This window comes from Bradyrhizobium sp. CCBAU 51745, assembly GCF_028128715.1.
Lineage (GTDB): Bacteria > Pseudomonadota > Alphaproteobacteria > Rhizobiales > Xanthobacteraceae > Bradyrhizobium > Bradyrhizobium manausense.
On the sequence record NZ_LBJP01000080.1, the window covers coordinates 77680 to 100073 of the forward strand.

Annotated in this window: 20 protein-coding genes; 8 read left to right on the forward strand and 12 right to left on the reverse strand. The window is 65.1% G+C overall.

The features are described from left to right. Window position 1: 1 nt before the first annotated feature. The 4 genes from XH98_RS21850 to XH98_RS21865 form a co-directional block, all read right to left on the reverse strand. The gene (locus XH98_RS21850; RefSeq protein ID WP_271619885.1) at window positions 2-1189 is read right to left on the reverse strand and encodes a DegT/DnrJ/EryC1/StrS family aminotransferase; all 1188 of its coding nucleotides are present in this window, start codon (window positions 1187-1189) and stop codon (window positions 2-4) included. A 10-nt stretch (window positions 1190-1199) separates the two neighbouring features. Next, on the reverse strand, window positions 1200-2204 hold the full coding sequence (locus XH98_RS21855; RefSeq protein ID WP_271619886.1) for a Gfo/Idh/MocA family protein: 1005 nt from the start codon (window positions 2202-2204) through the stop codon (window positions 1200-1202). A gap of 180 nt (window positions 2205-2384) precedes the next feature. Next, window positions 2385-3797: a mannose-1-phosphate guanylyltransferase/mannose-6-phosphate isomerase gene (locus XH98_RS21860; RefSeq protein ID WP_271619887.1), complete on the reverse strand. Its 1413-nt coding sequence runs from the start codon at window positions 3795-3797 to the stop codon at window positions 2385-2387. A 7-nt stretch (window positions 3798-3804) separates the two neighbouring features. Then, window positions 3805-4794, reverse strand: a complete 990-nt coding sequence (locus tag XH98_RS21865; protein WP_271619888.1) for an SDR family NAD(P)-dependent oxidoreductase — start codon at window positions 4792-4794, stop codon at window positions 3805-3807. Window positions 4795-5084: 290 nt separating this feature from the next. On the opposite strand from XH98_RS21865, the gene XH98_RS21870 reads away from it, so the two are divergent. Together XH98_RS21870 and XH98_RS21875 are read left to right on the forward strand one after the other, a co-directional pair. Continuing rightward, on the forward strand, window positions 5085-6044 hold the full coding sequence (locus tag XH98_RS21870) for a lysylphosphatidylglycerol synthase transmembrane domain-containing protein (RefSeq protein ID WP_271619889.1): 960 nt from the start codon (window positions 5085-5087) through the stop codon (window positions 6042-6044). After that, entirely contained in the window at window positions 6041-7048 is a 1008-nt protein-coding gene (locus XH98_RS21875; RefSeq protein WP_271619890.1) for an MraY family glycosyltransferase, read from the forward strand. Before XH98_RS21870 ends, XH98_RS21875 begins: the two co-directional genes overlap by 4 nt. Here the strand turns inward: XH98_RS21875 and XH98_RS21880 are convergent. The 6 genes from XH98_RS21880 to rfaD all read right to left on the reverse strand — a co-directional run bounded on the left by XH98_RS21880 (window position 7036) and on the right by rfaD (window position 14983). Continuing rightward, window positions 7036-7983, reverse strand: a complete 948-nt coding sequence (locus tag XH98_RS21880; RefSeq protein WP_271619891.1) for an NAD-dependent epimerase/dehydratase family protein — start codon at window positions 7981-7983, stop codon at window positions 7036-7038. The genes XH98_RS21875 and XH98_RS21880 overlap by 13 nt on opposite strands. Beyond that, on the reverse strand, window positions 7980-9212 hold the full coding sequence (locus XH98_RS21885; RefSeq protein ID WP_271619892.1) for a glycosyltransferase family 4 protein: 1233 nt from the start codon (window positions 9210-9212) through the stop codon (window positions 7980-7982). Before XH98_RS21885 ends, XH98_RS21880 begins: the two co-directional genes overlap by 4 nt. A 2-nt stretch (window positions 9213-9214) precedes the next feature. Then, entirely contained in the window at window positions 9215-11125 is a 1911-nt protein-coding gene (locus XH98_RS21890) for a nucleoside-diphosphate sugar epimerase/dehydratase (RefSeq protein ID WP_271619893.1), read from the reverse strand. A gap of 84 nt (window positions 11126-11209) precedes the next feature. Continuing rightward, on the reverse strand, window positions 11210-12508 hold the full coding sequence (locus XH98_RS21895; RefSeq protein ID WP_271619894.1) for an O-antigen ligase family protein: 1299 nt from the start codon (window positions 12506-12508) through the stop codon (window positions 11210-11212). After that, the gene (gene rfaE1 / locus XH98_RS21900; protein WP_271619895.1) at window positions 12505-13989 is read right to left on the reverse strand and encodes a D-glycero-beta-D-manno-heptose-7-phosphate kinase; all 1485 of its coding nucleotides are present in this window, start codon (window positions 13987-13989) and stop codon (window positions 12505-12507) included. Before rfaE1 ends, XH98_RS21895 begins: the two co-directional genes overlap by 4 nt. Window positions 13990-14002: 13 nt before the next feature. Further along, window positions 14003-14983 (reverse strand): ADP-glyceromanno-heptose 6-epimerase, encoded by a 981-nt coding sequence (gene rfaD, locus XH98_RS21905; protein WP_271619896.1) that lies wholly within the window; start codon window positions 14981-14983, stop codon window positions 14003-14005. 172 nt (window positions 14984-15155) lie between these two features. Here rfaD and waaF point away from each other — a divergent pair, with 172 nt between their 5' ends. The 3 genes from waaF to XH98_RS21920 all read left to right on the forward strand — a co-directional run bounded on the left by waaF (window position 15156) and on the right by XH98_RS21920 (window position 16813). Beyond that, complete coding sequence (gene waaF / locus XH98_RS21910) at window positions 15156-16226, forward strand: lipopolysaccharide heptosyltransferase II (protein ID WP_271619897.1); 1071 nt, start codon at window positions 15156-15158, stop codon at window positions 16224-16226. A 93-nt stretch (window positions 16227-16319) separates the two neighbouring features. After that, window positions 16320-16502 (forward strand): hypothetical protein, encoded by a 183-nt coding sequence (locus tag XH98_RS21915; RefSeq protein WP_271619898.1) that lies wholly within the window; start codon window positions 16320-16322, stop codon window positions 16500-16502. A gap of 2 nt (window positions 16503-16504) precedes the next feature. Next, window positions 16505-16813 carry a hypothetical protein gene (locus XH98_RS21920; RefSeq protein ID WP_271619899.1) on the forward strand — a complete coding sequence of 103 codons (309 nt, stop codon included), beginning with the start codon at window positions 16505-16507 and terminating at the stop codon, window positions 16811-16813. Window positions 16814-17034: 221 nt separating this feature from the next. On the opposite strand, the gene XH98_RS21925 is transcribed toward XH98_RS21920, so the two are convergent. Next, window positions 17035-18072 (reverse strand): glycosyltransferase family 4 protein, encoded by a 1038-nt coding sequence (locus XH98_RS21925; RefSeq protein ID WP_271619900.1) that lies wholly within the window; start codon window positions 18070-18072, stop codon window positions 17035-17037. A 125-nt stretch (window positions 18073-18197) separates the two neighbouring features. On the opposite strand from XH98_RS21925, the gene galE reads away from it, so the two are divergent. From galE to XH98_RS21940, 3 genes are all read left to right on the forward strand, one after another. Beyond that, the gene (gene galE / locus XH98_RS21930) at window positions 18198-19211 is read left to right on the forward strand and encodes a UDP-glucose 4-epimerase GalE (protein ID WP_271619901.1); all 1014 of its coding nucleotides are present in this window, start codon (window positions 18198-18200) and stop codon (window positions 19209-19211) included. A 118-nt stretch (window positions 19212-19329) separates the two neighbouring features. Next, window positions 19330-21132, forward strand: coding sequence for an ABC transporter ATP-binding protein (locus tag XH98_RS21935; RefSeq protein ID WP_271619902.1), 1803 nt, complete (start codon window positions 19330-19332; stop codon window positions 21130-21132). Window positions 21133-21167: 35 nt separating this feature from the next. Next, entirely contained in the window at window positions 21168-21869 is a 702-nt protein-coding gene (locus XH98_RS21940; protein WP_271619903.1) for a fumarylacetoacetate hydrolase family protein, read from the forward strand. 62 nt (window positions 21870-21931) lie between these two features. Here the strand turns inward: XH98_RS21940 and XH98_RS21945 are convergent, their stop codons facing one another. Next, complete coding sequence (locus XH98_RS21945) at window positions 21932-22390, reverse strand: YybH family protein (protein ID WP_271619931.1); 459 nt, start codon at window positions 22388-22390, stop codon at window positions 21932-21934. Window positions 22391-22394 lie beyond the last annotated feature (4 nt).

Consider the following 22394-nt stretch of genomic DNA (forward strand, 5'->3'; position numbering starts at 1 on the left):
CTCACCTAGCGAGCGCGCCGTGCACGGCGGCGATGATTCGCTCCTGATCGGCTTCGGTCAAATAAGCGTGCATCGGCAGGCTGATGACGTCTTGCGACAGGCTCTCGCAGGCAGGCAGGCCGCCCTCCGCGATCGGATACTGCCTGTAGGCGGATTGCTGATGCATCGACTTGCCGTAATAGACCGCGGTCGGCACGCCCTGCGCCTTCAGCGCAGCCGCGAAGCCGTCGCGGTCGGTGCCTTCAGGCAGGCGGATCGTGTACTGCGCCCAGACCGAGGTATTGCCCGGCGCCAGACGCGGCACCGTGACCACATTGGAGAGGCCGCGCGCGTAGCGCTCCGCGACCTTGTTGCGGGCGGCGATCTCGTCGTCAAAGATCTTCAGCTTCTCGATCAGGATCGCGGCCTGCATGGTGTCGAGCCGGCCGGTGAGGCCGAGGCGGATATTGTCGTATTTGTCGACGCCCTGCCCATGCACGCGGATGCTGCGCAGCGTCGCCGCGAGCTCGTCGTCATCGGTCAGGATCGCGCCGCCGTCGCCGAAACAGCCGAGCGGCTTTGCCGGGAAGAAGCTGGTCGTGGTGGCGAGCCCGAAGGTGCCGAGCTTGCGACCCTTGTAGCTTGCGCCAAAACCTTGCGCGGCGTCATCGATGATGAAGAGTCCTTCGGACGCGGCGATCTCGGCGATGGCATCGTGGTCGGCCGGCTGTCCGAACAGATCGACCGGAATGACCGCCACAGGCTTCAAGCCGGCCTTGCGCGCAGCCGCAATGCCCCGCTTGAGCGATTCCGGGTCCATGTTGAAGGTCGTCTCATCGACGTCGACATAAACAGGCGTCGCGCCGGTCCGTGCCGCCGGCGAGGCGGTCGCAATGAAGGTGAAGGAAGGACACAGCACGGCATCGCCGGGCCCGACGCTCTTCGCCATCAGCACCATCAGCAGCGCATCGGTGCCGTTGGAGCACGCCACCACGTGCTTGGCGCCGCAATAAGCCGCAAGCTGCTTCTCGAGCTCGAAGACCTCAGGACCGTTGACGAACTGGCAATGGTCCATCACGCGCTTGACGGCGGCATCGAGCTCCGCGCCGAGCCGGCGGCGCTGCGAGGCGACGTCGATGAAGGGAATCGGTTCGGAACGAAGATGCTGGTTCATGATCTGGTTCTTGGCGCCTTCTTGCCTGGTCGACATGGAAAGGGAGTTAGCCGGCGACGCGGCGCGGGCCTTTGCGGGCGGGCGACGTCGCTGCGGGCCGCGATGGCGTCTCGAGGCACTGCGTCGCGATCTCGAGGCTGGCGACGCCTTCGTCGCCGGTGACCGCAGGGGTCTCGCCGTTGCGAACGGCCTTGAGGAAGGCGATCAGCTCGGCGCGCAGCGGCTCGTCATGCCCGACAGGCAGATGCCGCATCGAATAGCTGCCGTCAGGCTTGAAGCCGAAGCATTCGGTGACCTGGCGCGTCAGCAAATCGCCCATCACGTATTTGCCGCGGGTCGCGACCGTGACGCTGCGCGCCTTGAACGGCGTCAGCCAGTTGGTGTTGATGTGGGCAAGCACGCCATTGGCGGTGCGGAACTGGAGCAGCGCGATGTCCTCGCGCTCGGCGACCGCGCTCGACAGCTGCGGCTGCACCTCGACGATGTCGGATTCGGTGAACCAGCGGATCAGGTCGATGTCGTGTACGGCAAGGTCGATGACGACGCCGACATTGGACATGCGCGGAGGGAACGGGCCGACGCGGGTGATCGCGATGGAGAGAATGTCCTCGCCCGCGATCGCCTGCTTGACCGCGGCAACGGCCGGATTGAAGCGCTCGACATGGCCGACCATCAGCGTGACGCCGGCCTTTTGCGCGGCGGCGACGATCTCGCGACCCTCTTCCACCGTGGAGGCGATCGGCTTCTCGACCAGCACGTGGATATTCCTGGCGATGCAGGCCAGCGCGACTTCGTGATGCAGATGCGTCGGCGCTGCGATGGTGACGGCATCGACGCCCTCGGCGAGGAGTTGGTCGAGCGTCTCGAAGCTGTCGCAATTGGCGAGCTCCGTCGCGCGCGTCCGATGCGCGGGTGAAGGATCGACCACGCCGACCAGGGTGACGCCGGGCAGACCGGCGAGCACCCGCGCATGGTTGCTGCCCATCACGCCGGCGCCGATGACACCGACGCGCAGGCCGGCCTTTGCCGGCTGTGATCCCATGGAACTCATCTGAGCAACCCCCGATTCAGCGCAAATCCCCGGGCTGCTTCTAGCACGGGCGCCACAGATGTGGCGAACGCCGGCCAAATTGACCGGACACGATTTGATTCAAAAAGTTACACGTTCTCCGGGCCTTAGCCGCCGAAAGCAGGCTTTGGGGCCCGGATCGCGTGATTCGGAGTTCGCTGGTTACGACCTTTGATAGTCGTCTTCAATCCGGATGATGTCGTCTTCCCCGAGATAGGACCCGGTCTGGACCTCGATCAGCTCCAGCATGATTTTACCGGGGTTCTCCATCCGGTGCACCGCGCCCATCGGGATATAGATGGACTCGTTCTCGTGCACCGTCTTCACCGTCTCGTTGACGGTGACGCGGGCGGCACCGCGGACCACGATCCAGTGCTCGGCGCGATGGTGATGCTTTTGCAGCGACAGCCGTCCGCCCGGCTTCACCACGATGCGCTTGACCTGGTGGCGCTCGCCATTGTCGACCGACTGATAGCTGCCCCAGGGGCGATGCACCTTGAGATGCTCCTCGGTGACCTTGGGCGCGACCGCCTTCAGCTTGGTGATCAGGCGCTTCAGCCCGTTGGCGTCCTGCTGGCGCGAGACCAGCACCGCATCCGCGGTCGCGACCACGACGAGATCGTCGACGCCTTCGAGCGCGACCAGCGCATGATCGGTCGTGACGTTGCAGTTGCGCGAATCCTCGAACACGGCGGTGCCGTGCGCCGCATTGCCTTGCGCATCCTTGTCGGACAATTCCCACACCGCGCGCCAGGAGCCGACGTCGGACCAGCCGCACGAGACCGGCACGACCGCCGCGCGCGAGGTCTTTTCCATCACGGCATAGTCGATCGAGATCGCCTTGGCCGCGCCAAAAGCCTGCGGCTCCAGCGTCACGAAGCCGAGATCGCGACCGGCATTGTTCACCGCCGCGGACACCGCATCCACGCTCGCCGCATCGACCTTGCGATATTCGTCGAGCAGGAGGCTTGCGGGAAACATGAAGTTGCCGCTGTTCCAGAGATAGCCGGAATTGACGTAATCCGAAGCCTTCACCGCATCCGGCTTCTCGACGAAGCGCGCGACTGCGTGGACCTCGCCTGAGATCACCTCACCCGGGCTGATATAGCCGTATTCGGTCGCCGGCCGCTCCGGCTTGACGCCGAAGGTGACGATGCGTCCCGTGCTCGCAGCGCTGAGGCCCTCGCGGCATGCCGCGATGAAGGCGGCATTGTCCCGCACCACATGGTCGGCGGCGAGCGCCAGCACGATCGCTTCACTGGTGCGGTTTTGCGCGAATGCCGCGCCGGCGGCGATCGCAGGACCGGAGTCGCGGCGCATCGGCTCGAGGATCACGTCGGCCTCGATGCCGATCTCGGCGAGCTGCTCCAGCACCATGAAGCGGTACGCCGCATTGGTGATGACAACAGGCCGCTCGAACAGCGACACATCGGAGACACGCAGCAGCGTGTCCTGGAAGGTCGAGCGCGGGCCGAACAGCGGCAGGAACTGTTTTGGCCGCACCTCGCGCGAAGCCGGCCACAGCCGCGTGCCGGCACCACCGCACATGATCAGGGGGATAATGCGTTTGTCCATCGTCGTTTCAAACCTTGTAGTGGTCGCGATACCAGGTGACAAAATTGTGGACCCCGTGCTCGATCGGCGTTGACGGTGCAAAGCCGGTGTCGCGCATCAAATCCTCGACATCCGCGAACGTTTCCACCACATCTCCCGGCTGCATCGGCAGCAATTCTTTGATCGCCGTCCGGCCCAGCTCCCGCTCCAGAAGTCCGACGACATGCATCAGCTCTTCGGGGCGGTGATTTCCGACATTGTAGGTTCGAGACGGCGCATTTGCGGCAGCCGGATTGTCCGCAGGCACAAGATCGATCAGTTTGGACACGACCCGGGTCACGTCGTCGATATAGGTGAAGTCGCGGCGCATCCTGCCATGGTTGAAGAGCCGGATCGGCTTGCCGGCCAGGATGGCGTTTACGAACAGAAACATGGCCATATCAGGCCGTCCCCACGGGCCGTAGATGGTAAAAAACCGCAAGGCCGTGACCGGCAGCCGGTACAGATGGCTGTAGGACTGCGCCATCACCTCGTTCGCCTTCTTGGTCGCGGCGTAAAAGCTCACGGGATGATCGGCCCGGTCCTGCACGGAAAACGGCAGTTTCGTGTTCGCGCCGTAAACGGAGGATGACGAGGCGTAGACGAGATGACGACAGCCATTGTTCCGACAGCCCTCCAGCACGTTGAGAAAGCCCTGGAGGTTGGAATCGACGTAACTGTGGGGCTGGTCGATCGAGTAGCGGACGCCGGCCTGGGCCGCCAGATGCACGACTTTGGCAAATCGATGTCGCGCAAACAGCGCCGCCATCGCCTCGCGATCGGCAAGATCGGCCTGCACGAAGGAGAAACCGGCCTCGCTCCGCAACAGCGCCAGCCGCGCCTGCTTCAGCGCCGGATCGTAATAGGTGTTGAGATTATCCAATCCGATGACAGGCCTGCCCTCGGCCAGGAGCTGCCGGGCGACGTGAAAGCCGATGAAGCCCGCGGCTCCCGTGACCAAAATCGCCTGATCCGTCATCCTGTTCCCAAGGTAAATCCGCGAAGGCAAATCCGAGGACATGCTTCGCCACACTGGCCATGCCAGTCTCTTTAGACGGCGTCCCGAGGGGGCCGCAATAGCCAGCCATTTTAACAGTAAAGGGCCCCCCACAAGGGCTTAAGAGCCATTGCAAGAGAGCTCAAGAGGGCTTCAAGAGAGCTTCAAGAGGGCTATTGCAAGATCGGCGCCAAAACCATACCAAAGCGGCCGAATTCGGCGCCTGGCGTCGGGTGACCTCAACCTTCGCCAACCCAGTTCATGCGGACGAGATGCGCCGAATCCTGCTGTCGACGGCCAAAATCCTGATCTCCGCGGCCCTGCTCTATCTGGCATTGCGCAAGGTCGATCTGACCGAGCTGGTCTCGCGCTTCACCGTGTCCAGCCTGCTCTGGATCGGCCTGGCGATCGCGGTGACATTCCTGCAGATCTTCATCGGCGTGTTGCGCTGGCGCGATGTCAGCGCCGCATGCGGCGCGCCGCTCGAGCTCGCCCGCGCCATGCGCTACAACGTGATCGGCTCCTTCTTCAACCAGACCCTGCCCTCCGCGATCGGCGGCGACGCGGTCCGGCTGTGGCTGGTCGCGCGCGCCGGCGCCGGATGGCGCGCGGCGACCTATTCGATCTTCGTCGATCGCGCGATTGGCCTGATTGCGCTGGCGATCCTCATCGTCGCGAGCCTGCCCTGGAGCTATCGGCTGATCACCGACCCGCACGGCCGCTCGGCGCTGTTGCTGGTCGACTTCGCCGCGCTCGCCGGCGGCATCGGCTTCCTGATCTTCGGCGCGCTGAAATGGTCGTGGCTGAAGACCTGGTGGGCGACCCATCACCTCCACGCCTGTGCCGTGATCGCCAATCGCGTCATCTTCAACGCGGCGCGCGGACCGCGGGTGGCGATCCTGTCGCTCCTCGTTCACGTGCTCACCGCGGTCATCGCCTGGTGCGTCGTGCAGTCGATCGCCGCCCCCATCAGCTTCGCCCAGGTCTTCCTGCTGGTGCCACCGGTGATCCTGATCACGTTGATGCCGATCTCGATCGCCGGCTGGGGCGTGCGCGAGGCAAGCATGGGCCTGGCTTTCGGCTTCGCCGGGCTCGCCGCCAGCGAAGGCGTCAACGTCTCGCTGTTGTTTGGCGCGGTCTCCTTCATCGTCGGCGCCGTCGGCGGCCTGGTCTGGATCGTGAGCGCGGAGAAAGCCACGCAGGGCTCAGCGCAGCTCGGGGTCCCGGAGTGACCGCGCTTCCAATCCTGCCGTCGCTGCTTGCCGTTGCGGTCGCCGCGCTGATCTCGGCGCTCATCACCTGGACCAGCCATCCCCTGCTGCAGCGCTATGCGCTGGCGCGGCCGAACGCACGCTCCTCGCACACGATTCCGACACCGCAGGGCGCGGGCATTGCGGTCATCCTGGCGACACTCGTGGTCGCTTTGGGCTGGGCGGCCTGGGGCCTCGTGACGATCCCGGCGGCACTCGTCCTCGCGACGATCGTGATCGCCCTGGTCGGGTTCGTCGACGATTTGGTATCGCTTCCGCTGTTCACGCGGCTCTTGCTGCAGACAGCCTGCGTCGGTGCGGTCGTGTTCACGGCGCCCGGGGACGCGCGCATCGTGCCGGCCCTGCCGCTGGCGCTGGAGCGTTGCGTGATTGTGCTCGGCGGTGTCTGGTTCGTGAATCTCGTCAACTTCATGGACGGGCTCGACCTGATGACGGTGGCGGAGGTGGTGCCCGTCACGGCCGCGCTCGGGTTGCTCGGATGGTGGGGCGACCTCCCTTCCTCCGCAGCGCTGCTCGCAACGGCCCTCTGCGGCGCCCTGCTCGGCTTCGCGCCGTTCAACAAGCCGGTCGCAAAGGTATTCCTGGGCGATGTCGGCAGCCTGCCGATCGGCCTTCTGCTCGGCTGGTGCCTGCTTGAGCTCGCCTGGAGCGGACAAATCGCGGCGGCGCTGTTATTGCCGGCCTATTATCTCGTCGATTCCACCATCACGCTGTTCCGCCGCATCGCGCGCCGCGAACAATTCTGGTTGGCCCATCGCTCGCACTTCTACCAGCGCGCCACCGACAACGGCTTCACCGTCCCCCGCGTGGTCGGCGAGATCTTCGCGCTCAACCTTGGGCTGGCGGGGCTGGCCATCCTGACCGTTCGCGCCGGCTCGACGACGGTCACGCTGCTCGCGCTCCTGGCGGGCGTGATCGCGGTCGCTGTCATACTACGGCGGTTCTCGCGCCCTCAGGCTTCCTGAGCGGCGAGCGCCAGCCGCAAGCCCTCGTCAAGCGACACCTCCGGCTGCCATCCCGTTGCGATCGCCTTCGAGACGTTGAGCTCGAACGAGCCAAAGAGACTGTGATGCGTGTCCTGCCGGCCGACCAGGCCGAGCAGCCGGCCCAACAGCTCCGGCGACACGCCGAACAATCGCGGGCTCTTGCCGGACGCGCGGGCCAGACGCTCGACAAGTTCGGGCGTCGAGACCTGCTCGTTGTCGGCGACAAGGAATGTCTCGAAATTGCTCGCCGGATCCGCGACAGCCAGCCGGCGCAGGATGAAGGACGACAGGTTCTGCACCGACAGGAATGCACGGCGGTTGCGGATCGCAGCAAGGGGCAGCGGCAATCCCAAACGCACCGCGCGCGTCAGGAGCGCGAAATTGCCCTTGGCGCCGGCGCCATAGACCAGCGGCGGCCTGATCACCGAGATCTCCATGTCGCTGTCGCGCGCCAGGATGCGCAAGCCTGCCTCGGCCGCGGCCTTGGACATGCCGTAAACGCCGCGCGGGGTCAGGGTGTCCTCCTCGCTGAATGGGGCGCGGCCTTCATTGCTGCTGCCGTGCACGAGGGCGGTGCTGAGGAAGACGAACCGGCGCACGCCGGCAGTCGCCGCAGAGTGTGCCAGGTGCAGCGTGCCCGCGGTGTTGACGTTGCGGTAGAGCTCGCCCGCGTGCTCCTCGCGCGGGTGATGCACCCGGGCGGCGAGATGCACGACGGCATCGACGCCGTCGAGCGCGGCCTCCCAAGCGGTGTCGGGGCCGATCGACCCGACGACGACCTCGCCCTCGAGGCCTTTCGGGCTGCGAACCGCTGCGCGGACCGACCATCCCGCGCGCGCAAGCGCCGGCGCGACGTGACGCCCGACAAAGCCGCTCGCTCCAGTCACCAGCACGATCCCCTTGCTCTCGGTCATCGTTGCTCCGAGAGGCTGGGATGACGCAGCAATTCTTCGATCAGGTCGGCATACGCGCTCATCGCAACGCTGCGATCGAACTTCGATGCCGCCTTCACCGCACGTTCGGCCATGGCAGCATCGCAGGAGGTCGCCGCCATCAGGATTGCGTCAGCAAGCTGATCGGGTCGGCCCGGCGCCACCACCCAGCCAAGGCCGTTCTCCACCACCGTCAACGCGGCTTCGGCCTCAGGCTCGGAGACCAATACGACGGGACGGCCGACCGCAAGCAGATTATAGAACCGGCTCGGCACCGACACCCCCGCGACGTTCTTTCGGTATGGAATGATCCAGAGATCGGCGGAAGCCAGCAATTTTTCGAGTTCGGCATCCTCGACCCGCGGCACGAAAGTCACATTCGGCAATTTCGCATTCGCCTGCAACTGCGTCAGCCTGTCGAAGCCGATCCCCCAGCCCGAGAGCAGGAAATGAATGTCAGGCTGGTCCGTCAAAAGCCGGGCCGCCTCGAACACGATCTCCGGATCGTGGGTGAAACCGAGATTGCCCGACAAGCCGACAATGAAGCGAGCCGCGAGCGGCTGACGAAACGGATTGTCCGATGTCACCGGCCGCACCGCCGGCACCAGCGTCGCCCAGTTCGGGACGAAGCGGATCTTGTTGCGCGTCATGCCGGCATAGCTGAGCAGCGGCCGCTCCGCATCGCGACCGATCGTGATGACGGCATTGAGCGCGTGGAACATCAGGCTGTTGCCGGCGCGCATCGCCCCCGCGACGAACGAACCAGGCTTCAGCATGCCGGCCATCACGAGCACATCAGGGAAGAGGTCGTGCATGATCAGCGCCGAACGCGCCCCCTTCATCCACGCCGCCGCGACAACGGCGTAAGGCAGCATGAACGGCGCGGTGACGGTCAGCACGACATCGCCGCGCCTCAGCTGTCGCATCAGCGCGACGAAGATGCGCAACACGAACAGGAATTCGAACAAGCCGCGGCGCACCAGCGCCCCCTTGCCCGCGATCCGGTTCTTGATGGCAACGACGCGCGGCTTGCCGGAGCCGGTCTGCGCGGCCGGCAGCGCGCCGGGCGAGCCCGACAGCACGACGACCTCGTGCGTCGAGGCGAGGTGGCAGGCTATCTCGGACATGATCGCCGCGGTCGTGCTCGGATCCGGGGGATAATGCTGGCTTGCGACGACGATCTTGGCAGCGATCCTGTCTTGCGACTGCATGGTCAGGCCGCGGTCGACCCGAACTCGGGGACCGCTTCCTGCAGGATGGTCCTGATGGTCGCCCGGTCGTCGCGTGCGATCGCCTGGTCCAGCGCCGTGATCCATTTGCGCAGGGTCTGCATCGGCGGCTCGTTCGGCTGCGCCGCCATAATGCCGGCGACGCCTATCTCGCGGGTCGGCTCCTCCGAGGCGAACAGAATTTCGTTCAGGCGCTCGCCCGGCCGCATCCCCGTAAACACGATCTCGATGTCATAGCCCGGCTGCAGGCCGGAGAGACGGATCATGCGCTCGGCGAGATCGGCGATCCTCACCGGCTGGCCCATATTGAGGACATAGACCGACACGTCCGAGCGCACCGTACCAAGCGCATGCGTCGCCGCGGTGATGACAAGGTCGCAGGCTTCGCGGATGGTCATGAAATAGCGAACCATATCGGGATGCGTCACCGTCACCGGGCCGCCGGCTTCGATCTGGGCCTTGAACTTCGGCACCACCGAGCCGTTCGAGGCCAGCACGTTGCCGAACCGAACCGAGATCAACCGCATCGGCGGCTTGGCGCGAGCGGCTCCCGCAGCAAGATCATGGTCGAGCGCCTGGCAGTACATTTCGGCGAAACGCTTGGTCAGGCCCAGCATCGACACCGGCTCGATCGCCTTGTCGGTCGAGATCATCACCATGGCCTCGGCGCCGGCGGCAAGTGCCGCGTCGGCAACGTTGATCGAGCCGAAGATGTTGGTCTTGACGCCCTCGCTCCAGTCGCGCTCGAGGATCGGCACGTGCTTGAGGGCCGCCGCGTGGAACACGATGTCGGGCTTGAACTCGGCCATCAACCGCATCACGCGCTCGCGGTCTCTGATGTCGGCGATCCGCCCCTCGATCGCAGCCGTAACCTGCGCGGCGAGCTTCTCCGTGATCGCGTAGAGCGCCGGCTCGGAATTCTCCAGGATCAGCAGGCGCGCGGCGCCGAAGGCGACGACGCGCTCGCAGATCTCCGAGCCGATCGAGCCGCCGCCGCCGGTGACGATCACTGCCTTGCCCCTGATCAGGGCTTCGAGGCGCGCATAGTCGATCTTTTCGCTCGGCCGCAACAGGAGATCCTCGACGGCGACAGCCGTCAGTCGCGGCGTATCGCCACTGTCGAGCGAGGGCATCCGGTTGACGATCACACCCAGCTTGCGCGCGCGCATCAGGATCGATTCGGGATGGGATTCCGGCTCGAACGCCGACGGCGTCATGACGAAGCGCGCGATCGGCTTGTTGCGCTTGGCGTAGTCGGCGACGACGTCCTCGATATCGTGGAGCCCGCCCAGCACCGGCACGTTGCGGATCAGCTGCCCGCGATCCGCGCCCGACGGCGACAATACGCCGACCGGCCAGATCCGCTTGATCGACCCGCTCTCGATACCCCGCAACAGCACCTCGGCGTCTGCCGCGCGACCGATCAGCAGTGTCGGCGCGGCATCGTCGGAGCGGGCGTGGCGCCTTACCCGCGTATAGCGGAAATAACGGTAGGCCATGCGCAGCGCACTGAGCGCGAAGATCTCCAGAAACCAGTAGAGGACGATCGTCACCTTGCCGAGGAAGAAGGCGCCGCGAATGTTGGGGGAAACGAAGATGTAGTCGAGCGCCAGCAGCGCGGCCGTCAGCACGGTCGCGACGCGGATGATGTTCAGCGCGTCCGGCAGCGAGATGAAGCGCCACTTCGCCGTGGTCAGGTTGAAGACGTAGAAAACGACCACGCTGAAGGTCAGAAAATAGGGCAGGATCCGGAACAGCAACGGCAGGCGGTCATAGAAAGCGTCGCCCCCCTCGAAGCGCAGGTAGAAGGCCGCGAACAGCCCCGCTGTCGTCGCCAGCAGGTCGTGGAGCGCGATCAGGAAATTGCGCAAGGTAAGATGCGAAAGACGCGTCATCCGCTGACCGATGAATATCCCAATGGCCGCAACCTGACCGCGCTGATAGCCCATCTCGACAAGACTTGCCAGCCGCGCGGCCGTTCAGGAACCAGCTCCCCCAACCTTCGCCTTGGCCTGTTGTGACCGGATCACCATGCCGCCGGCAACCCCGACACCGATGACGTACATCCAGCCCTCGTGGAAGTCGAACAGATGGGAGTTGAACAGGGACGTGAAGATGTTCTGCACCACGACCAGAAGGCCTATCCAATTGGCAATCCCGTCGCCGCGAAACAGCAGGAGATGTGAGATCCAGATTGCGTAGAGGATGACGATGCCGATGATGCCCCACTGGATGGCGACATGCAGCGTCTGGTTATGCGGATTTGGAAACACCCTGACGCCCGGTATCCATGAGGGATCTGCGGCGGCCCGTTCGAACAGTCCCTGCGAGGAGCCGGTACCATGCCCGGCAAGCGGCGCCTGCTTGAAGAATTGAATGGCGTGGCGCCAGTACTCGAGGCGTTCGCCCATCGAAGTCGGAATGTTTCTCTGGCTGTAGAGTTGATACTCGCTGACGAAAGTGTCGGCGGTCTTGCGCAATTGCGGCGAGCCCTGCCACGCGATCGCAGCGCCTGCGATCAGTGCGACGGAGATCATCGCGATACTGCGCCATCTCAAATGCAGCAGGGCGAACACGCCGAGCATGATCGGAACGGTGACGAGCGCGGTGCGCGACACCACCACGAAAGCCATGTTGACGAAGAAGCTCAGCGCCAGCGCCGTCAGCAATCCCGCGAGCCAATACCGCTTCTCGCGCAGCAGCAGGGTGGTCGGATAGGCCAGCGCGACCGCGCAGAGCGTAAACTCCTGGCTCTGGTCGATGTAGTTCTTGACGAAGATGCCGCGCTCGAGCGGATCATAGGGCCTCAGTGCCAGGTCGGGATAAAAAGCAACCAGCCACGACATCACCGACAACAGCGCGCAGGACACCAGGAAGGCGACGAATATCCAGGAGCCGCGTGGCGATCGCTGGAAATGGTAGAGCAGCACGGGAAGCACGAGCAGTTTGATGGTCGGACCGACGGCATAGAACCGCGCTCCCCAGGCTGCGTCCGACCACAGCGTTCCCACCAGCGCGAGCACGAACAGCGCGATCGGCGCCGCAGAGATCGGACGGGTCAGCGATTGCAGGAATGCCTTGATGTCGAGGAACGGCACCATGCAGACCAGGAACGCGGTGTTGAAGATCGCCGTCAGTGAGGTCGACCACGGCAGCGAGGCGACCGTCAGGATCGCGAACAGATCCACCGTCTCGCCCCACGCCACCGGGCTGCGGAAACGCCGCCACAACATCTGGGCGGTTGTCTCCCGGGCAAGCGCGGTCGCCTGGTGCGTCACTTGCCGCCTCCGCGCGCACGATGGACCAGCGCCGTCGTGCTGAAGCCCTGGAGGATGTCGACCAGCACGACCACCCCGCCCGCGGCCTCGACCACCTCGTGACCGACCACCTGCTCGCGGGTGTAGTCACCGCCCTTCACCAGCACGCTCGGCGTAATCCGCCTGATCAGGTCGATCGGCGTGTCCTCCTCGAAGACGACGACGAGATCGACGGCCTCGAGCGCGGCCAGCACCTCCGCGCGCGCCCGCTCGTCCTGGACCGGGCGATCCGCGCCCTTCAGCCGCCGCACCGAGGCGTCGCTGTTCAGCCCGACGATGAGACGGTCGCAGGCGGCGCGCGCCGCGGTCAGCACCTTGACGTGACCGGGATGCAGGATGTCGAAGCAGCCATTGGTGAAGCCGATCCGCAGCCCCTCCCGCTTCCATTCGGCGAGCTGGGCCTCGAGCTGACCTGGCGCGCTGACGACCTTTTCCTCGGCCGCCAGTGTCGCGTGCGGCAGGATCTTCCGGCGCAGTTCGGCGGCGCTGACGCTGGCAGTGCCCTGCTTGCCGACGGCGACCGCGGCCGCGGCACTCGCGATCCGCAGCGCCGTGTCCCAGTCCGCGCCCGCCGCGATCGAGACCGCGAGCGCAGCGGCGACGGTGTCGCCGGCACCGGAGACGTCGCGCACCTTCACCGGAAAGGCCGGAACATGAACCTCCTCGCCCTGTCGTGGCACCAGCGTCATGCCGTGCTCGCCCTGCGTCACCAGAATGGCCTCGCAATCGGCCAGCCGCATCACGTCCTCGCTGGCATCGACGATGCTCTGTGGCGTGTCGGCGCGGCTGCGGGTGGCTTCCGCAAATTCCTTGCGATTGGGCGTGAGCAGCGTCGCGCCGCGATAGATCGCCCAGTTCAGGCTCTTGGGATCGACGATCACCGGCTTGCCGGCCGTGCGCGAGGCATCGATAGTATGGCGGATCACGCGCGCGGTCAGCACGCCCTTGGCATAGTCGGACAGCAGCACGATATCGGCGCGCGCGATCTGTGGCAGGATCGCCTCGATCAGCCTGGTCTCGACCTCGTCGGAGGCAGCTTGCGCCTGCTCCCAATCCGCGCGCAGCATATGCGTGGAAAAATGCTCGGAGACGAAGCGGACTTTTCGCGTGGTCGGCCGTGACGGGTCACACACCAGCGCACTTTCGATCCCGGCATGGTCTGCGAGCGCGGAGGCGAGCTGCCTGCCGGCATCGTCCTCGCCGACGAGGCCGACGAAGACACAGCGCGCACCGAGTGACGCGATGTTTCGCGCGACGTTGCCTGCGCCGCCGATATGGATCTCGCTGCGCTGGGCCGCAATGACAGGGGTCGGCGCCTCCGGCGAGATCCGCGATACCTCGCCATAGACGAACTCGTCCAGCATGATGTCGCCGATGCAGAGCACCGTGCGGCCGGCGATGGCTTGCGCGAGGGCATCGAAATCGAGAATGGGCGTCGCCATGATCAACAAAGCCTCAGCGGAAACGGTCGGGCCGGTCGAGATAATCCCCGACATAGGCCTTCACCGCATCCTCGAGCGTCGTGAAGCCGCCGTTATAGCCGGCGCGGCAGAGGCGATCGACCTTGCTCTCGGTGAAGTACTGGTAAGCGCCGCGGATGTTCTCGGGCATGTCGATATATTCGATGTTGGGCCTGGTGCCGAGCGCAGCATAGGCCGCGAGCATCAGGTCCTTGAAGCTGCGCGCCCTGCCGGTGCCGACATTGAAGAGGCCCGACACTGAGGGCGTCGCCAGCAGCCACAGGATGACGCGCACGACGTCGTCGACATAGATGAAATCGCGGCGCTGGTCGCCGTCGGCGATGCCGTCGCGATGCGACTTGAACAGCTGCACCACGCGGCCCGCCTTGACGTCGTCGAAGCGGCGCGCCAGCACGCTCATCATCGGGCCCTTGTGGTATTCGTTGGGGCCGAACACGTTGAAGAATTTCAGGCCGGCCCATTGCGGCGGCAACCTCTCGCCGCGCGCGATGCGCTCGGCGACCGCGAGATCGAAGAGGTGCTTGCTCCAGCCGTAGAGATTCATCGGCCGCAGCTTCTTCAACGCAGCCGGCGAGGCATCGTCGTCAAAACCTTCCGCACCGTCACCATAGGTCGCTGCCGATGACGCGTAGATCAGCGGCACCGCACCCGCCGTGCACCAGTCCAACAGACGCATCGAGAAGCGGAAATTGGTCTCGATCACGAGATCGCCGTCGGTCGCGGTGGTCTCGGAGATCGCCCCGAGATGGATCACGGCATCCAGCTTGCGGCCCTTCAGCCAGTCAGCGAGCTCGGCCGGCGGCACGATATCCACAAGCTGCCGCTTGGCGAGGTTGCGCCACTTGCCGTCGCTGCCGAGGAGATCGCAGACCACGACGTCGCTGCGGCCGGAATCGTTCAGCGCAGCCACGACATTCGATCCGATAAAACCGGCACCGCCGGTCACCAGCAACATTCCAACCACCCTGCCCGATCTTGTGCGGCCCGACACCTGCCGTAGCGCATCATCCGCCAAAGTGTAAGCATTTTGGGCCGACCCTTTTGGACTCGCGCGTTTGCCGGCTTTACCTGTCGGCCCGGAGCGGCTAACCGAACCGCCGTCTGGAGCATTGCGGTCCAACTAACGAATGAATATTGATTCACATTTTGGCGGGAATGAGGAACGGGACGACACGCGCCCGATTCTGATCGTCCCCTACATGTGGATCGGCGATTTCGTCAGGAATCATACCGTGGTCCGGGTCCTGAAGGAGCGATGGCCGAACCGGCCGGTCGATCTCCTCACCACCACCCTTTGCGCTCCCCTGGTCGACTACATGCCCGGCGTGCGCGCCGGAATCGTCTGGGACCTGCCCCGCAGCCGCTTGGCGCTACGCCGCCAGTTCGGCCTCGCCAAGCTTCTGCGCGAGCGGAACTACGGCACGGCCCTGGTGCTGCCGCGCACCTGGAAGGCCGCCATTGCGCCGACCCTGGCCGGCATTCCCGAGCGGGTCGGCTGGGTCGGCGAGTTCAGGTTCGGACTGATCAACCGCTGGCGCTGGGGCGAGAGCAAGCTCCCCCGCTTCATCGACGAGAATGCCGCCCTGGCTCAGCCCGACGGCGCGCCGCTGCCGCCGGAATGGCCGGTGCCGCAATTGCGGGTTCCGCCTGAGGAGATTGCCCGCTGGCGCCAGGCCAACGGCCTCAGCGCCGGCGCGGCCGTGGCGCTCGCCCCCGGCTCGGTCGGGGTCTCCAAGCGCTGGACTGGATATCCCGAGGCCGCCCGGCTGCTGGTCGAGCGTGGCCTCGAAGTCTGGGTGGTCGGCGGCCCCGCGGAAAAGGGTCTCGCCCAGGAGATCGTGAACGCTGGCGGCCCGGGGGTGCGGGACCTCACCGGTAACGACTTACGCAACGGCGTCCTCGCCATGGCCGCGGCCGGCGTCGCCATCTCCAACGATTCCGGCCTGATGCATATCGCGGCCGCGCTGGGCACGCCCACCATGGGCATTTTTGGCCCGACCAGCCCACATCTCTGGGCGCCATTGAACGGCCTTGCCGCGACCGTGGTCCAGAACAAGAGCGTCCTGTCGTGCCAGCCCTGCCAGAGCACGGTCTGCAAGATGAACGACCACCGCTGCATGCGGGATATTGCGGCCGAAGAGGTGGTGGCGATTGCGCAGCGGGTGCTGGGTGAGGCTGCAGCACGCGCGACGACCTGAGTGGCGCCACCGTGCATGGCGCTTGACCTAACATATGTTGCTTACACCTTCGGGAAGGCTTGGCATCCTCTCGCTTTCCGGGGGATACAGCCGATGGACGAAGACTTCATCAAAGGACGCGCTCAAGACATCCGCGAGCTCGCGACGAAAGCGGACCCGTTCACCAGAAAACGCCTGCTCGATCTTGCTGACACCTACGAGCGCAGGCTTCACCCGGCGCCCCATGCCGCGCCAAGACTCGCAGGTGGACATTCGCAGCCGCAGATGAAGCGCTAGCCATGCCCAAGGAGAAAGAGCGCGAGAGCCAGCGCGTTTCGTTCGAGCGGCCGCTGCCGGCGCAGATGATGGCGATCGACGGCACCTGGCGTCGCCCCTGCCTGGTCAAGGACGTATCGGAGGGCGACGCAACGCTTCGCGTCGAGACATCGATTGAGGGTCTGGCGCTGACCGAGTTTTTCCTTCTGCTCTCCTCGACCGGACTTGCCTATCGGCGTTGCCAGCTCGACCGCGTCAACGGCGACGAGCTCGAGGTCAGCTTCCTGCGTCAGAAGGCCCGGAAGAAGTCGAGCCGCGAGACGACGGCTTGATGAAGGCGTGACCATTGGGTTCGCCGAAATTCAGTGACCGCCGGCACCCCCGCGAAATGTCGTTGGGGAGTTTGGGATGATGCCAATCTACACCTGTTTTGCCCGACGCCTCAAGCAAAATTCGTAAAATCCGTATTCTGACCGAACGCGCCCGGCAAGCCGTTGATTTGGCTGGCACCGGCTACTGTGCATGGGGTTGTTTTCGCGTTTCGGAAACCAGCTCAGAGCAGCGGCCGATAGACCTCGCCGATCCGGGCCGCTTCCGCACCGAGGCTGAACTTCTCGAGAACCCGTGCCCGCCCGCGCTCGCCCATCGCGGTCGCCAGCGCCACATCCCGCATCAGCGGCTCGAGCGCGGCCGCCAGCGCCTCGGCATCACCTGTCGGGATCAGCACGCCGCTCACGCCATCTTCGACCACCAGCGTCGCGGCTCCTGCGCGCGCGGCAACCAGCGCGCTGCCCGCGGCCATCGCCTCGATCAGCGTCAGGCCAAAGCCTTCATTGCGCGAGGTGAAGGCGTAGATCGTCAGCCGCTGGTACCAGCGCTGCACCTCGTCGATCGGCAGCTCGCCGGTCATGACGATGCGCGATTGCAGGTTTGCCGCCTCGATGCGCTGCTTCAGATCATTGGCAAACGGTGTCTGCTCGGCCGTGACCTGACCGACGATGACAGCCGTAAAGTCCGGATAGCGCGGCAGCATCAGGCACATCGCATCGACGAACAGGTCGGTGCCCTTCTGCGCCCGGACGCGGCCGAAGCAGCCGATGGCGTAACGGCCGGGCAAGCCGCTTTCCGCGAACGCCGCGGCGCGATCGACCGGAGGCGTGTAGACGTCGGTGTCGACGCCGTGCGGGATCACCGTCGATGGCACCTTCAGAAACGAGGCGGAGATGTCTGATGTCGCGATGATCGCGTCCATCCGGCGGATCAGCCAGCGCGTGATCCAGGTGTGATGGCGCTGCCCCGCCGAGGTGAAGACCAGCTTGAGCGGCCAGCCCAGTGCGCGCAGCGCAACGCCTGCGATCATCTCGTTGTTGCGCCGCGCGTGCCAGATCACAGGCCGCTTGCGGCGCCACAGTTTCAGGACATCGCCGACGGCGAGCCGCGCAATCCCCTCCGGCGCATCCGAGCCGAACCAGCCAGCGCGATAGAGCTTTGCCAGAAGCGGCGCCACCATCCGGTTGGTCGCGGTGACCCCGGAATAGCGCCTGTGCAGATTTGGCACGATCACGTCGAGATCATCAGGGGAATTCGCCACGTCACGCTCCGTTGGTGGGTCCCCTATACGCAACATTAAGCATAGTGACCAGTTCAGGGCTGCCGAAACCCCCTCTTCACCGCGCAAACGTTAACTTGGCGCGCTGATCGAGGACGGGTGAGATCATGACTGTGCTAGTCACCGGCGGTGCCGGCTATATCGGAAGTCACACGGTCCTGGCGCTGGCGGAAGCCGGCGAGGACGTCGTCGTGATCGACGATCTCTCCACCGGTTTCTCCGCCTATCTGCCCGAGGGCGTGCCGCTGTTCATCGGCGATGCGGGCGATGAGAATTTGCTCGAGGGCGTGATCGCCCAGCACGACATCGAGAGCATCATTCATTTCGCCGGCTCGGTGGTCGTGCCGGATTCGATGCGCGATCCGCTCGGCTACTATCGCAACAACTTCACTACCGCGCGCAATCTGCTCAACGTCGCAGTGAAGCGCGGCATCAGTCGTTTCATCTTCTCCTCGACCGCCGCCGTCTACGGCAATCCGGATCAGGTGCCCGTGCCCGAGCACGCGCCGACGCGGCCGCTGTCGCCCTACGGCTCGTCGAAGCTGATGACCGAGATCATGCTGCACGACGTCGCCGCCGCCTACGGCATGCAGTACGTGACCCTGCGCTATTTCAACGTCGCCGGCGCCGATCCGCAGGCGCGCATTGGCCTTGCCACCGTCGGCGCCACGCATCTGCTCAAGATCGCGGTCGAGGCCGCGACCGGCCAGCGCGCCAAGATCGACGTGTTCGGCACCGACTATCCGACCCCGGACGGCAGCTGCATTCGCGACTTCATCCACGTCACCGACCTGTCGCAGGCGCATCACTCTGCACTGGCCTATTTGCGCAACGGCGGCGCCTCGACGACGCTGAATTGCGGCTATGGCCGCGGCTATTCGGTGCTGGAGACCATCGACGCGGTGCGCCGGGTGTCGGGCCGCAGCTTCGCCGTGCAATACGCCCCGCGCCGGCCCGGCGATATCATGACTATGGTCGCCGACACCGGCCGTATCCGCGGCCTGCTCGACTGGAGGCCGCAATACGAAGACCTCGAGACCATCGCGGCCCACGCGCTGGCCTGGGAGGACAAGCTGTTCCGGGAGCGCCACGGCGAGCTCCGCCACGCCGTCTCGGCCTAAAATCACATCCTGTGCAAGCCCTTAATTGGGCTTGAAAAGCGGAGCTTTAGCGGGCACAGAGGCCATTCGATCCCTGACGCGCGGGCAGGCTTTTCCCAGCGCCGTCAATGGACACCGGATGGCCCAGTTTCCAAAGAAAATCACCGACGATCCCTATGCGGCGATGGTCCTCATTCGCCGCCTTGTCATGGAACAGGGGGTCGTCTACTGGCGGCGCTACCTCGTTGCCTTCACGCTGATGGCGGCTGCCGCGGGTGCGACCGCAGGCGCGACCTATGTGCTCGGCCAAGTCATCAACCAGGCCTATGTCGACAAGAACATCCCGGGCATCGCGATGTTCTCCGCCATCACGGTGATCCTGCTGTTCATCAAGGGCGTGGCGACCTACGGCCACATGGTGATCCTGACCAAGATCAGCAATGCCATCCTCGCCACCAACCAGCGCCAGCTGTTCGCCAAGCTGATGCGCGAGAGCGTCGGCTTCTTCTCCGAACGGCATTCGTCCGAATTCCTGGCGCGGCTCACGGCCGGCGCCAAATCGATTACCGACGTGCTCAACATGCTGGTCAACGCCATCGGGCGCGACCTCTTGATGCTGCTCGCCATGATCGGCGTGATGGTATGGCAGGACCCGCTGATGTCGTTGATCGGCCTCGTCGCGGTGCCGCCGGCGATGCTGGTGCTGCGCAAGCTGGTCAAGCGCATCAAGGGCCTCGCCTTCAACCAGTTCACCGGCACCGCCGACATCATGGAGACGATGCAGGAGTCGCTGCAAGGCATCCGCACTGTCAAGGCGTTCACGCTCGAAGACACGATGCAGAAGCGCATCGACGAGAACATCGCGATCGTCGAGCGCAACGCCAACAAGATGGCCCGCGTCGCCAACCGCTCCAATCCGCTGATGGAGATGCTCGGTGGTTTCGCCGTCGCCGGCTGCCTGCTGTACGGCGGCTACAGCGTGGTCGCGCTCAACGCCACGCCCGGCGCGTTCTTCTCGTTCATGACCGCGTTCCTGATGGCGACCGAGCCGGCCAAGCGGCTGGCGCGGCTGAACATCGACCTCAACAGCCAGCTCGTCGGCGCGCGCATGTTGCTCGAGGTCGTCGACAGCCCGGCGAGCGAGCATTCCGACGACGACAAGCCGGCGCTGAAGCTCACCGACGCGCGGATCGAGCTGCGCGACGTCAGCTTCTCCTATCGCTCGGGCGAGACCGTGCTCAACCGCATGAGTTTCACGGCCGAGCCCGGCAAGGTCACCGCGCTGGTCGGGCCGTCCGGCGGCGGCAAGTCGACCGTGCTGGCGCTGCTCCTGCGCTTCTACGAGGTGACGCAAGGCGACATCTTGATCGACGGCCAGTCGATCGGCGCGGTCTCGCGCAAATCGCTGCGGGCCCAGACCGCCTATGTCGGCCAGGATGTCTATCTGTTCCGCGACACCATCCGCAACAACATCGCCTTCGGCAAGCCGGGCGCAAGCGAGGACGAGATCATCGAGGCCGCGAAAGCCGCTTGCGCGCATGATTTCATCACGAGCTTCCCGCTCGGCTATGATACGCCGGTCGGCGAGCACGGCACCCAGCTCTCCGGCGGCCAACGCCAGCGCATTGCGGTGGCGCGCGCGCTGATCAAGAATGCGCCGATCATTCTACTCGATGAAGCAACCGCCGCGCTGGATTCCGAGTCCGAGCGCCAGGTGCAGGAGGCGATCGAGCATCTTTGTCAGAACCGCACCACCATCGTAATCGCGCATCGCCTGCACACCATCATGCACGCAGACAGCATCCTGGTGGTCGAGGGCGGCGAGATCGTCGAGCAAGGCCGGCATGACGAGTTGCTGCGCCGCTCCGGGCGCTACGCCTCGTTCTTCCGCCTGCAACATCACGACGCCGGCGCTCTGGCGCCGATCAGCGCCACCGCCTAGAGTTCCCTCCACCTCAAGAGCAGCGAGACCGCCTCATGAACGCCGCCTCCTACGTGATCCCGCTTCCGCCCCAGGCTTCGCTTCCCGTAGTCGGCGAGAGCGGCCGCTACCCGGTGCGTCGCATCTGGTGTGTCGGCCGCAACTATCTCGAGCACATCCGTGAGATGGGCAATGACGAGCGCGCGCCGCCGTTCTTCTTCGCCAAACACGCCGACATGCTGGTGCCCGATGGCGCCACCATCCCCTATCCGCCGCTGACCAAGGATCTGCATCACGAGGTCGAGCTCGTGGTCGCGATGAAGAGCGGCGGGCTGAACATCCCCGCCGACAAGGCGCTCGATCATGTCTACGGCTACGCCGTCGGCATCGACCTGACGCGCCGCGATCTCCAGATCGCCTCGCGCAAGAAGGAGCGGCCGTGGGAGATCGGAAAGTCGTTCGATGGTTCGGCGCCCTGCTCTGCGGTGCAGCCGGCGTCGAAGATCGGCCATCCCTCCAAGGGCAAGATCTGGCTCACCGTCAATGGCAAGGAAGCGCAGAAGGGCGACCTCTCCGAGCTGATCTGGAACGTGCCGGAGATCATCTGGCAGCTCTCGCAGCAGGTGAAGCTCGCCGCCGGCGACATCATCATGACGGGCACGCCGGCCGGCGTGTCGCAGCTCCAGCCCGGCGACCAGCTCGAATGCGGCGTCGACGGCGTCGGCACGCTGAAGGTCTCGATCGGCCAGCCGGAGTAAGCCTCCAATATCCCGAAATCAAAAGGCCCCGGACCTGTCCGGGGCCTTTTCTGTTTCAACGTCTACCAGGCCTTCACCGACCGATTGGCGTGGCTTGCCTGCGGCACACCGCGATTGAGCGACATGTGCGAATGTACGCACAGCCACCCATCGCCATTCCTTGAAAACACCATGGTGGCTCGGCCCGGCCGCACAAACGCGCTGCCATCGGGATGATAGCCCGTGCTCGTCCATGGCGCGATCACGGTCACCATCTCGCCATCGCGTGACGCCAGTATAGCGGTCTGATCGAGAACGAAACGGAAGCCGGTCGTCCTGGGCCAGACGTTATTCCATTGCGTCGTGACCCATTGGTCGAGGCCCCGGATGACATCGTTGTGCGTGCCGAAGGCAAGCACGTCAGGGTGAAAGAGCGGCCGCGCCGAGGCGTAGTCGACCTCGCGGACATAGCCCGCGAATGTTTCCAGCCAGCCCTGGAAGAACTCCACGACATCAGCGCTCGCCGTCGGCAAGGGCTCCACGGCC